Source organism: Salegentibacter sp. (assembly GCF_041642575.1).
Lineage (GTDB): Bacteria > Bacteroidota > Bacteroidia > Flavobacteriales > Flavobacteriaceae > Salegentibacter.
On sequence record NZ_JBEPWD010000013.1, the window covers coordinates 1 to 11,374 of the forward strand.

12 protein-coding genes and 1 pseudogene are annotated in these 11,374 nt (G+C 39.3%); 9 read left to right on the forward strand and 4 right to left on the reverse strand.

Annotated elements, in window-relative coordinates; all coding sequences use genetic code 11:
- Positions 1 to 434, reverse strand: a pseudogene (locus tag ACESK1_RS04000) (sorbosone dehydrogenase family protein); the annotation flags it as partial.
- Between the two features lie 166 nt (positions 435 to 600).
- Between ACESK1_RS04000 and ACESK1_RS04005 the strand changes: the two are divergent.
- A complete protein-coding gene (locus ACESK1_RS04005; protein ID WP_372918157.1) occupies positions 601 to 2,352 on the forward strand; it encodes a M14 family metallopeptidase in 1,752 nt (583 codons plus the stop codon).
- Here the strand turns inward: ACESK1_RS04005 and ACESK1_RS04010 are convergent.
- The gene (locus ACESK1_RS04010) at positions 2,320 to 2,943 is read right to left on the reverse strand and encodes an NUDIX hydrolase (protein ID WP_372918159.1); all 624 of its coding nucleotides are present in this window, start codon (positions 2,941 to 2,943) and stop codon (positions 2,320 to 2,322) included. The genes ACESK1_RS04005 and ACESK1_RS04010 overlap by 33 nt on opposite strands.
- Before the next feature lie 7 nt (positions 2,944 to 2,950).
- Here ACESK1_RS04010 and pyrE point away from each other — a divergent pair, with 7 nt between their 5' ends.
- A complete protein-coding gene (gene pyrE, locus ACESK1_RS04015; RefSeq protein ID WP_372918161.1) occupies positions 2,951 to 3,592 on the forward strand; it encodes an orotate phosphoribosyltransferase in 642 nt (213 codons plus the stop codon).
- A 2-nt stretch (positions 3,593 to 3,594) separates the two neighbouring features.
- The gene (locus ACESK1_RS04020; protein ID WP_372918163.1) at positions 3,595 to 3,987 is read left to right on the forward strand and encodes an SRPBCC family protein; all 393 of its coding nucleotides are present in this window, start codon (positions 3,595 to 3,597) and stop codon (positions 3,985 to 3,987) included.
- Positions 3,988 to 4,040: 53 nt separating this feature from the next.
- Here the strand turns inward: ACESK1_RS04020 and ACESK1_RS04025 are convergent, their stop codons facing one another.
- Positions 4,041 to 4,772, reverse strand: coding sequence for a biotin--[acetyl-CoA-carboxylase] ligase (locus ACESK1_RS04025; RefSeq protein WP_372918165.1), 732 nt, complete (start codon positions 4,770 to 4,772; stop codon positions 4,041 to 4,043).
- 94 nt (positions 4,773 to 4,866) lie between these two features.
- Here ACESK1_RS04025 and rsfS point away from each other — a divergent pair, with 94 nt between their 5' ends.
- The 6 genes from rsfS (at position 4,867) to ACESK1_RS04055 (ending at position 9,782) form a co-directional block, all read left to right on the forward strand.
- On the forward strand, positions 4,867 to 5,238 hold the full coding sequence (rsfS, locus tag ACESK1_RS04030) for a ribosome silencing factor (RefSeq protein ID WP_372918167.1): 372 nt from the start codon (positions 4,867 to 4,869) through the stop codon (positions 5,236 to 5,238).
- 22 nt (positions 5,239 to 5,260) lie between these two features.
- On the forward strand, positions 5,261 to 7,339 hold the full coding sequence (ftsH, locus tag ACESK1_RS04035; protein WP_372918169.1) for an ATP-dependent zinc metalloprotease FtsH: 2,079 nt from the start codon (positions 5,261 to 5,263) through the stop codon (positions 7,337 to 7,339).
- Positions 7,340 to 7,436: 97 nt separating this feature from the next.
- Positions 7,437 to 8,048 carry an LUD domain-containing protein gene (locus tag ACESK1_RS04040; protein ID WP_372918171.1) on the forward strand — a complete coding sequence of 204 codons (612 nt, stop codon included), beginning with the start codon at positions 7,437 to 7,439 and terminating at the stop codon, positions 8,046 to 8,048.
- A gap of 3 nt (positions 8,049 to 8,051) precedes the next feature.
- Positions 8,052 to 8,855 carry a phosphatidate cytidylyltransferase gene (locus ACESK1_RS04045; RefSeq protein WP_372918173.1) on the forward strand — a complete coding sequence of 268 codons (804 nt, stop codon included), beginning with the start codon at positions 8,052 to 8,054 and terminating at the stop codon, positions 8,853 to 8,855.
- Positions 8,845 to 9,504: a phosphatidylserine decarboxylase family protein gene (locus tag ACESK1_RS04050; RefSeq protein ID WP_372918175.1), complete on the forward strand. Its 660-nt coding sequence runs from the start codon at positions 8,845 to 8,847 to the stop codon at positions 9,502 to 9,504. Before ACESK1_RS04045 ends, ACESK1_RS04050 begins: the two co-directional genes overlap by 11 nt.
- Positions 9,505 to 9,506: 2 nt before the next feature.
- Positions 9,507 to 9,782, forward strand: coding sequence for an acyl-CoA-binding protein (locus ACESK1_RS04055; protein ID WP_372918177.1), 276 nt, complete (start codon positions 9,507 to 9,509; stop codon positions 9,780 to 9,782).
- A 23-nt stretch (positions 9,783 to 9,805) separates the two neighbouring features.
- Here ACESK1_RS04055 and ACESK1_RS04060 read toward each other — a convergent pair.
- Positions 9,806 to 11,374: class I tRNA ligase family protein (locus tag ACESK1_RS04060; RefSeq protein WP_372918179.1), on the reverse strand; the 1,569-nt coding region annotated here is incomplete at its 5' end.

Below are 11,374 nucleotides of genomic sequence, written 5' to 3' on the forward strand. Positions count from 1 at the left end.
CCGTAAGGCTGATTCAGATCCTCAAGAAAAACATCTCTGAAATCCGGCTTTCCGTCACCATCCTCATCACGTAAAATGGTGATTCGATCGGCACTGTCTTCTGTGTTGGATTCTACCACAAAAATATCTTCGTTGGGAGCGACATAAGTTTGACGAGGATGCTTAAAGTCATCCGCAAACCTGGTAACCGTAAAACCTTCTGGCGCTTTTGGAGTCTTATCTTCAGGCCAATCGATGACTTTGCTTTCTTTGGTCACCGATTCTGAAGAAAAAGGCGGTGGAAGTTCGAGAGGACCTATAGCTGTTTCCACTACATCCGGTTCCCGGTTCGCCAACTCCTGTTTTCTTTTTTCACTTAAATCTTCATTCACCTGTGCGATCCCTAATCCGGAAAAAAGCAGACAGATACATAAAAGGCTGATATTAAATCTCATAATTTATCAAGTTATACTTAAAATTAACCCTAATTTTAAAGTCGGAAAAGTATTTCATGGTGATTAAGTTTAATTTAACAGCGGATTTAAAGCCATCAATTCTCATGAAGGTTTTGGCTGCTTTAAGGCTTTTGAGTAAGTTTATGCCATAATTTCTTAAGTTTATATGAAAAAAAATATCCTGATAATTCTTGGGGCTTTTTTACTGATTTCCTGCGATCTGGAAAAATATCGATTGGTTAACGATTTCGATTTTTTAACCAGATTTGAAAAATCAGAAGGTCAGGAAACCGCCACTTATGAAGAAGTAATAGAATTTTACCAGGAACTCGCAAATGCAAATGCTAATATCAGTCTGGAGGAAATAGGCAGAACCGATAGCGGAGAACCCTTGCATCTCGCCATCTTCAGCGAAAATGAAAATTTCAGTTTTGAAAACCTCAGAGAGGATAATGCGGTTATACTTATCAATAATGGAATTCATCCTGGAGAAAGTGACGGCATAGACGCTACCATGATGTTATTTCGGGACCTGGCCGGGGATTCGATAAAAACTCCCGGTAACACCGTTATTGCTACCATCCCTATCTACAATGTTGGTGGCGCCTTAAACCGAAATTCCACAACCCGAACCAACCAAAACGGGCCCGCGGAATATGGATTTAGAGGGAATGCCAGAAATTACGACCTCAACCGCGATTTCATCAAAGCAGATACAAGGAACGCCCGAAGCTTTTATGAGATCTTCCACATGGTCAAACCCGATGTTTTTATTGATAATCACGTGACCAATGGCGCAGATTATCAATATACCCTGACACATTTATTCACCCAGCACAACAAACTTGGTGGGGAGCTGGGGGAATATTTAAACGAAAGGATGATGCCTGCAATTGAGGATTCTCTCCGGAATAAAGATTGGGGGATCACCCCTTACGTGAATGTTTTTAATCAGGTTCCGGAGAAAGGCTTTAATCAGTTTCTTGATACGCCGAGATATTCTACAGGTTACACCACCTTGTTTAATACCCTGGGAGTAATCCTGGAAACTCATATGCTAAAGCCTTATAAAGAAAGGGTCGAAGGGACTTATGACTTCTTGAATTCCGTTATTAATTATACCGATGCTCAAAAGGAAAATATCAAAGATCTCCGTGACCGGGCTAGAAGAAAATATCTTACTGATCGTTGGTACGACCTTAATTTTAAGCCCGATATGGAAAATCCTAGCCTCAGGGAATTTAAAGGTTTTGAAGGAGAAAGAGTTACCAGCGAAGTCACCGGCGGAGAGCTGTTAAAATATAACCGCGATAAGCCCTTTACCAAAGAGATTGAATATTACGACAATTATGTTGCAGAGGACAGAATAGAAATACCACGCGCTTATATAATTCCTCAGGGCTGGTGGAACGTTACAGAACTTCTTGAACTCAATCAAATTAAGTTAGAGCCCCTGGAGCGGGATACCGTAATCCTGGTAGAAAGTTATCGAATTGAAGATTATGAAACTTCAGAAAGGGCTTATGAAGGGCATTATATGCATCAAAACACCAAAGTTTCCAGCAGCATAGATTCAGTACGCTTTCGCAAAGGTGATCTCTATGTGAGGACTTTTCAGGACGGTGCGAGGTATTTAATCGAGACCCTGGAACCCACAGCTCCCGATTCATTTTTCAACTGGAATTTTTTCGATCCCATTCTTCAGCAAAAAGAGGGCTTTTCGCCTTACGTTTTTGAAGATGAGGCCAAAGAGCTATTGGATAATGATTCAGAATTAAAAGAAGAGTTTGAAGAGAAAAAGCGCAATGACCTGGAATTCGCAAATAACTCCTATGCCCAGTTAAGCTGGCTGCATAAGAATTCTAAGCACTACGAAAAATCGCATTTACGCTACCCTGTTTTTAGAGTTCCCAGATAAATATTTCGCTGGAAAAAGCTCCCGAATATTCGCGTAGGACTTTTGAAGAGCTTTCTGGGCTTTTTCTAAATTCTTCCATTTAGCTTTTTTAATACCTTCCTTTTCTTCGGGAATAAGTTCTCCGGTATAGTCAGAATACATTTCGTACCAGTGCGTAACTTTTAATCTGAATTTTCCTTTTCGTTTAAAAACATGATAGGTTTTTGCCATGAATCCGGTAACCTTTAGATTCTTAATTCCAGTTTCCTCCTCCGTTTCTCTAATGGCAGAGGCCTCAATATCCTCTCCTTTTTCGGTTTTCCCTTTTGGTAGATCCCAGCGCTTATTCCGGTAAATGAACAATATCTCTTTTTTGTCATTAAAGACCATACCTCCGCCTGCGGTCACAACGGGCAGTTTTTTGAATAAGTGCTTAAAAAGCTTCTCTTCTTTTTCATGATAAAGATTAACGAATAGCAGTTCGCCTTTATTAATCTGTTTAATGATGCGCTTGAGTTTAACCTTTTTAATAGGGAAAGATGTGTATTTTTCCCCAATATCTTTTTTTGTAGAAAGAATTATTGGAACATCATTGACAAAAACTTTATACATTTGTATTATGATTTTGAATAAAGAAACAGCAAAGAAAACTGCTGAACTACTACTGCAAATTAAAGCAATAAAATTAGAACCACAAGCTCCTTTCACATGGGCCAGTGGCTGGAAATCTCCCATTTATTGTGACAACAGGATCGTGTTATCCTATCCTCCAATAAGGAATTACATCAGAGAGCATTTCGCCAGACAAACCGAAGAGTTATACGGTAAGCCCGATGTTATTGCGGGAGTTGCTACCGGCGCGATAGGTATCGGCATGCTGGTTGCTGAATATTTAAGTGTTCCCTTCATTTATGTAAGGCCGGAGCCTAAAAGCCATGGTCGCAAAAACCAAATTGAAGGTGTATTGGAAGAGGGGCAAAACGTAGTGGTGATCGAAGATCTTATCAGTACAGGAAATAGCAGCCTGAATGCGGTTAAAGCCCTCACTGAGGCCGGTGCCAATGTAAAAGGGATGCTTGCCATTTTCACTTATGGGTTCAAAACCGCAGAAGAGAATTTTAAGAAGGCAGAAGTGGAATTGCACACTTTAAGCAACTATGATTATCTACTGGAAACCGCACAACGTATAAACTATATAAACGCTTCGGAGGCCGAGATTCTAAAAGAATGGAGGCAGGACCCGAGCAACTGGAAAAAATAAACATGCATTTAGAAAGTAAAAAAGTTACCACCGGAAAGAGTCAACAGGAAATGTTTGAATTTTTGACCAATGTTGAAAATTACGAACAATTAATGCCGGAAAGCACTCAAAAATTTGAAGTTAAAGCTGAAGATAGATTTTTATTTGGCCTTAAAGGCATGCCCGAAATTCAATTGGAGATCAAAGAAACCAAAGAACCCGAATTGGTAGTTTTGGGCTCGACTTCCGAAAAGTTGAATTTCTCACTGAATATTCATATTGAAGCAGCAGGGGAAAAGCAAAGCGAGGTATTTATGGAATTTGACGGCGAATTTAATGCGATGATGGCCATGATGGTAAAGGGACCACTTCAGAAATTTATAAATACCCTGTCAGAAAACGCAGCCAAACTTTAAGTTTAGGTTAAATCAGAAAAATTCAACCCTGGAAATTTCCGGGGTTTTATGTTTTAATACATGAGTTTCAGTTCCTTCAGATCGAAAGTCTTAAAAACTGAGTTTTCAATTTCCACATTCAATCTTCCGGCCGTGGTCACGCCCCTGATTATTCCGGTTAAATAAGATTTATCAGGATATTGAAATGTAGAAACCACATCCTTCCTGAACATTTTTTCGGCATACTCCTCTAACACCAGACTTTGATTGGAAATAGAAATTGAAGCTAAAGTTTTCTCAATTGAAGCCATAATCCCGGCCAGTACCTCCTCGAGCTCATAGGTAATTCCTGTTAGCATTCTTATTGATGCAGCCTGAGGCAAGTCAGGAAACTCTGTTTGATTAACATTAAGACCTATCCCGATTATTGAAGCTGACATTTGATTATTCTTTAGAATATTTTCAATAAGTATCCCCCCGATTTTAAAATTTCCTGACATTATGTCGTTTGGCCATTTAACTTTCAGGTTGGGAATATTGAAACTTTCCAAAGCATTTACTACCGCCACAGACACCGCTGCACTAAGAAGAAATTGCCGGTTTACTTCAACCTCGATTCTGGGATACAGGATACTAAAGGTAAGGTTCTGACCCGGGTTCGACATCCAGCCGGAACCGCGCTGACCGCGCCCCCTTGTTTGATTCTTGGCCCAAACACAGGTAGGCTCAAAATCTGATTTCCCCCGGTAGAGATCCCGGGTGAAATCGTTAGTGGAATCGGTGGCATTAACTTTGATTATACGCATGTATGAATTGCAAGTCGCAATGGAGTTAAATCTTGTGTTAACAGGCTCTAAAAAAGCTTAAAAAGTAATAACTTTGCGAAAATAAAAAATTTTAATGGTAAAAAAGGAAACGAACAGCGATCAACTTATTGCACATATAATAAAAGGGATAGAAGAGGTAAAGGGAAATGACATTGATATTCTAGACCTAAGAGAAATTGAAAATACAGTTTGCGATTATTTTATCATCTGTAGTGGTACTTCAAACACGCAGGTAAACGCCATAGTCAACTCTATCCAAAAAACGGTTAGTAAATCACTGAAAGACAAACCCTGGCATATTGAAGGTAGTGAAAATGCCGAGTGGGTTTTAATGGATTATGTGAATGTTGTAGTTCACGTTTTCCAAAAACACATCAGGGAATTTTACGATATCGAAAGTCTCTGGGGAGATGCAAAGATCACCTCAATTGAGACTAATTATTAAATTTTTTTAAGACCTACCAGGAATGGCGAAAGAACAACCCAAGAAAAATATCGATCCGAAGAAACCAAAATTTAGCGCATACTGGATCTATGCTGCGATAATATTAGTCTTTTTAGGAATCAATTTCTTCAGTGGCGGCGGTTTTAGTGAACCGGCAAAAACAAACCCTGCAGAATTTCAAACCTTCCTAAAGAACGGTGATGTTGAAAAAGTACTCATCATCAACCGAAATCAGGCCCAGGTATTCCTTACGGAAGACGCGAGGCAAAAAGAAGTTCATAAGGATGCACAGGATCCCGAAATGTTTGCTACCGGCGAAACTCCCGCTTATACTTTTGAATTTGGAGATCTTCAGAACTTTGAAAATACTATTTCTGAAATTAAAAGGGAAGAAAACCTCGACACCGTAGTCACTTATGACACCCAAAGCAATGTAATGGGTGAAATCCTTATAACCTTACTGCCATTTGTGCTTATAATCGGGATCTGGATCTTTATTATGAGAAGAATGAGCAGCGGTGGCGGTGGCGGTGCCGGAGGACAGATCTTTAATATAGGTAAATCAAAGGCTAAGCTTTTTGATCAGAATACCGATGTGAAAACTTCTTTTAAAGATGTTGCCGGTCTTGAAGGCGCTAAAGAGGAAGTTCAGGAGATTGTAGATTTTCTTAAACATCCCGATAAATATACATCTCTGGGTGGTAAAATTCCCAAAGGAGCATTACTTGTAGGCCCCCCAGGAACTGGTAAAACATTATTAGCAAAAGCTGTGGCAGGTGAAGCCAAGGTGCCGTTTTTCTCACTTTCAGGTTCAGATTTTGTGGAAATGTTTGTAGGAGTTGGCGCCTCAAGAGTAAGAGACCTTTTCAAACAGGCCAAAGAAAAATCACCTTCAATAATTTTTATTGATGAGATAGATGCAATAGGTCGTGCCCGTGGAAAGAGTAACTTTTCAGGATCTAACGACGAGCGCGAGAACACCCTTAACCAACTATTAACTGAAATGGATGGTTTTGGAACCAACACCAATGTAATTGTGGTTGCTGCAACAAACCGCGCAGATGTATTAGACAAAGCATTAATGCGTGCAGGTCGTTTTGACCGTCAGATTTATGTAGACTTGCCGGACCTTAACGAAAGAAAAGAAATATTTGAAGTTCACCTTAAGCCCCTGAAAAAGGTCGCAGAGGAACTTGACACCGAATTCCTTGCCAAGCAAACTCCCGGTTTTAGCGGAGCGGATATTGCCAATGTTTGTAATGAAGCTGCACTTATTGCAGCAAGAAAAGGGAACAAGGCAGTAGGAAAACAGGACTTTCTGGATGCGGTAGACCGTATTGTTGGGGGACTTGAGAAGAAAAATAAAATTATCACTCCTGACGAGAAAAAAGCGATTGCTTTTCACGAAGCAGGGCACGCTACTGTTAGCTGGATGCTGGAGCATGCTGCTCCATTGGTAAAAGTGACGATAGTTCCTCGTGGGCAATCCTTAGGGGCGGCCTGGTATCTCCCTGAAGAAAGACTTATTGTAAGACCCGAACAGATGCTTGATGAGATGTGTGCTGCTCTTGGTGGCCGTGCAGCCGAAAAAGTTATTTTCAATAAAATCTCTACCGGAGCACTCAGCGATCTTGAAAAAGTAACCAAACAGGCTAAAGCAATGGTAACCATTTACGGATTAAATGAGGCCGTTGGTAACCTTACTTATTACGATTCCTCAGGCCAGAGTGAATATAATTTCACAAAGCCTTACAGCGAGAAAACATCAGAATTAATAGATAAGGAGATCTCTAATCTTATAGAGGCTCAATATCAAAGAGCCATAGCTCTTCTAACAGAAAACAAAGACAAGCTTACTGAACTTGCGGACATCTTACTGGACAAAGAAGTTATTTTCAAGGATGACCTTGAGAAAATATTCGGAGCCCGCCCTTTTGAAAAAGATAAGGATATGGCTAGAGCTGAACAAGATAAGAAAGAAGCTAAAAAGAGAGCGAAAAAAGAGGAAGCTTCTAAAAACTCCGAAAAACCTTCTGAGGAGGAGTCAAAGTCCAACGAGACAGAATCTGAAATTTCAGAAAACGACTCCATTAACAAATAGTTTATAACCACGGTTTAAAAAATCTTATTTTAATGTAAGTTAAAGTAAGATTTTTTACCTTTGGTTAAAATGAGATTTAGAACCACACCCAAACTCTATGAGTCTATTTAGAAGATTTCTTAACCCTAAATCTAAATCAGACAAGACTCAGGAAAAACCTGAAAATGCTGATCGGGGCAAATATATGCCGGAAGTTAAACTTCCTACCGATGAGCGTTTTATGCTCAATTTTAAAAATAACGGCGGAAAATTCCTTTATTGCGAAGACGAAACAGAGGTGCAGGAAGCTTTCGATAACATATTATTGGAAAATGACTGGTATGAATCTGAATGTTGCTGTTTTGATCAGAATTTAAAAGACAGGTTTAAAGGGTTTAACCTGGAATTCACCAGGTCAGGTTCAGCTGCTTTTTATCTTTCTCCTTGTGAATTTTTGGTAGCAAATGATGGTTCTATCTTAATTTCTTCAAACCAGATTAAGGAATGTAAACTTAATGAATTACCTGAAAATTTCGTGATTATTTCTTCTACCAGCCAATTGGTAGACACTATTGGTGAAGGCCTTAAAGGCATAAAATCCCGTAATAAACAAAGAATCCCATCTAATATAACTACCATAAAAAACTTCGAAACTCAAAAAGAAGGTGATTTTATGAGTTATGGAAGTAGCACGAAAAACTTATATTTGCTCCTGCTGGAAGATCTATAACACATGAGGGAAGCTATTATAAGAACAATTTCAGGATTATTGTACATATCCATTTTGGTTGCTTCCATACTTCATGATGAACTTGTTTTTATAAGCCTTTTCTACCTTCTGGGCTTGGTATGCCTGATAGAAATGCAAAAGCTTCTTCATCTTAAAAGCTATGCACTTTACGCTGTTCAGGCTCTTCTATTTTACCTCTTCAGCTATTTAAAATTCAACCAGGATGCCACAGTCCTTTTACTTTTTATTACGATTTTCGTGAATTTATTCCTGGTGAAAGACCTTATGGTAGTACAGAAGATCCCGGTATTTGAAAAAAAGAAGTACATCATAATTATATTTTACCTGATCTCCTCAGTAATATTCTTAACCCTACTTCCCACTATTCATGGGGTATTTATCCCTAAGTTAGTGGTTGGGATTTTCGTGTTAATTTGGACAAACGATACTTTTGCGTATATTATAGGTAAGAATTTTGGCCGAAAGAAGCTTTTTGAGCGGATTTCACCAAAGAAAACCATAGAAGGTTTCCTTGGCGGCTTAGTATTTAGTGCTGTAGCCAGTTTTTTTATTTTTTATTATACCCAATTTTTAACTTTTTCCATCTGGCTTGGGATGGCCCTCATTCTTAGTGTTTTTGGGACTTTGGGGGATTTAATTCAGTCGAAATTCAAAAGACAGGCGGGCGTAAAAGACAGCGGGAAATTAATGCCAGGCCACGGAGGATTGTTTGACAGACTAGATAGTATTATCTTTGCCAGCCCGTTTGTTTACGCGTACCTATACTTATTAAATTATGTTTCATAAAGAAGGATATAAAATAATGGCCCTTGCTGCAATAATCCTTATTGCAATTAATGTGGTTTCTTATAGTTTAATAAACAGGTACTGGATCCAGTTTTCAGTACTGGTGGTTTCTGTTTTCCTGTTCCTGCTTATTGTGCAGTTTTTCAGAAATCCGAAACGCAACACCCAGCTTCACGATGCGCATATTGTTGCACCGGTGGACGGAAAAGTTGTTGCAATTGAAGAGGTTCTTGAAAAGGAATATTTTAATGAAAAAAGATTGCAGATCTCCATTTTCATGTCTCCCCTAAACGTTCACGTTACAAGACACCCCGTAAGTGGAAAAGTGATCTACAGTAAATATCACCCGGGAAAATTTCTGGTTGCCTGGCATCCCAAATCCAGCGAAGAAAACGAAAGAACAACCGTAGTAGTAAAAACCAGGCTTGCCGGAGAAATACTTTACAGGCAAATTGCGGGAGCTTTAGCCAAGCGAATTGTGAATTACGCTGAAGAAGGTTCAGAAGTGATCCAGGGAAGCGACAGCGGTTTTATAAAATTCGGATCGAGAGTAGATGTTTTTTTACCCATTAATACTCCAATTACGGTAGAATTAAATCAGAAGGTGAAAGGTGGTTTAAGTGTTATCGCCAAAATTGAAGAGGCTTAAAAATGTCAGATTTGATAGAAGAAAAATTCAACAGGGCTTATGAAATAGCCAGCACTACTGAACTTAGTTTTCCCCCCGACATTATGCTGAGTTTTTATGCCTATTATAAAAGAGCCACCGAAAAAAATGGCTTTTATATGCCCGCTTCCGAACAAGGTGATCTAAGAAGTGCCTTCAAGATCAATGCTTTGGTACAAGTTAAGGACCTAAGCAGAAAAGATGCTCAGGAAAAATATATCGCCCTTGTTGAAAGACATATTGGCGAAATACCTGAGTAGTTCGCCAATTTAAAATTTCCGGATTACTTCAAATTCTTTAAGCTGGATTCTAAAGCTTCAATTTTAGATTCTGCATCGGCTTTTTTGGCTTTTTCCACAGCTACAACCTGCTCCGGAGCATTATTCACAAAACGCTCGTTAGAAAGTTTCTTATCTACAGATTTCAGGAAACCACGGGTATACGCCAACTCCTCCTCCATCTTTTTTATTTCAGCTTCAACATCTACAGCTCCGGTAATCGGAATATAATATTCGTTTGATTTCACCCTGAAAGAAAGTGCCCCTTCCACCTGGCTGTCTACCGTCTTAAATTCAGCGATATTTCCCATTTTAATGATAACCGGATCAAATACTTCAGAGGTGTTCTCGCTATTTAACACCATAAAATCTATGCTGTTCTTAAAAGAGATATTCTTCTCTTTTCTGATCTTTCTTATTCCAGCAATAACTTCAGAAGCCACTACAAATTCATCGATAATATTCTGATCATAATCTTTTAACTCAGGCCATTTTGATACGATTAGAGCCTCCTCAGGAGTTCTTTTACTAATCTCCTGCCAGATTTCTTCCGAAACAAATGGCATAAATGGGTGAAGGATTTTTAAATTATCCTCCAGGATAGCGATCACCGCCTTATAGGTTTTAGCATCAATGGGCTCGCCGTAAGCAGGCTTTACCATTTCCAGAAACCAGGAGCAGTAATCGTCCCACACCAGTTTATAAGTGGCCATCAAGGCATCACTGATGCGATATTTTGAATAATGATCTTCTATCTCTGCAAGGCTTTTTCTGAATTTCGCCGTATACCAATCAATTGCAATTTTTGAGGTTTCATCCTGCTCTTTTTCTTCAGAAATCTCCCATCCTTCCACCAATCGGAATGCATTCCATATCTTATTACTGAAAGCACTTCCCTGCTTACAAAGCTCTTCCTCAAACATCAGGTCGTTCCCGGCAGGAGAGCTCAGAAGCATACCTACTCTAACGCCATCGGCGCCAAATTGCTCAATTAGACCAAGAGGATCAGGTGAATTCCCCAGGGATTTAGACATTTTCCGGCGTTGCTTATCACGCACAATTCCTGTAAGGTAGACATTTTTAAAAGGTTTTTCACCGCGATATTCATACCCTGCCATGATCATACGTGCTACCCAGAAAAACAAAATTTCAGGAGCGGTAACAAGGTCGTTGGTAGGATAGTAATATTTGATTTCAGGATTTTCAGGTTCCAGAATTCCGTTAAAAACACTCATTGGCCATAACCAGGAAGAAAACCAGGTATCAAGGGCATCCTTATCCCTGGAAAGACCGGAAGCTTTTAATTCACTATTACCGGATTTCAACTTAGATTTTTCTAATGCTATTTCTTCGGTTTCTGCAACTACAAAGTCTTCTTTTCCACTTCCAAAATACCAGGCCGGAATCTGGTGTCCCCACCACAGCTGTCTTGAAATATTCCAGTCCCGAACATTTTCCATCCAGTGCTTATAGGTATTCAGAAATTTATCAGGTACAAGATTAATATCCTTATTAACCACTGCTTCTAAAGCAGGTTGTGCCATATCTTTCATTTTGAGGAACCATTGGTCGCT

Excerpts from the sequence above, each read along its gene's own strand:
- ACESK1_RS04045 (WP_372918173.1), top strand. The coding sequence starts at position 8,052 with ATGAGGGAAGCTATTATAAGAACAATTTCAGGATTATTGTACATATCC.
- ACESK1_RS04055 (WP_372918177.1), top strand. The coding sequence starts at position 9,507 with ATGTCAGATTTGATAGAAGAAAAATTCAACAGGGCTTATGAAATAGCC.
- ACESK1_RS04050 (WP_372918175.1), top strand. The coding sequence starts at position 8,845 with ATGTTTCATAAAGAAGGATATAAAATAATGGCCCTTGCTGCAATAATC.
- rsfS (WP_372918167.1), top strand. The coding sequence starts at position 4,867 with ATGGTAAAAAAGGAAACGAACAGCGATCAACTTATTGCACATATAATA.
- ACESK1_RS04025 (WP_372918165.1), bottom strand. The coding sequence starts at position 4,772 with ATGCGTATAATCAAAGTTAATGCCACCGATTCCACTAACGATTTCACC.
- ACESK1_RS04040 (WP_372918171.1), top strand. The coding sequence starts at position 7,437 with ATGAGTCTATTTAGAAGATTTCTTAACCCTAAATCTAAATCAGACAAG.
- ACESK1_RS04010 (WP_372918159.1), bottom strand. The coding sequence starts at position 2,943 with ATGTATAAAGTTTTTGTCAATGATGTTCCAATAATTCTTTCTACAAAA.
- ACESK1_RS04020 (WP_372918163.1), top strand. The coding sequence starts at position 3,595 with ATGCATTTAGAAAGTAAAAAAGTTACCACCGGAAAGAGTCAACAGGAA.
- ACESK1_RS04005 (WP_372918157.1), top strand. The coding sequence starts at position 601 with ATGAAAAAAAATATCCTGATAATTCTTGGGGCTTTTTTACTGATTTCC.
- pyrE (WP_372918161.1), top strand. The coding sequence starts at position 2,951 with ATGATTTTGAATAAAGAAACAGCAAAGAAAACTGCTGAACTACTACTG.
- ftsH (WP_372918169.1), top strand. The coding sequence starts at position 5,261 with ATGGCGAAAGAACAACCCAAGAAAAATATCGATCCGAAGAAACCAAAA.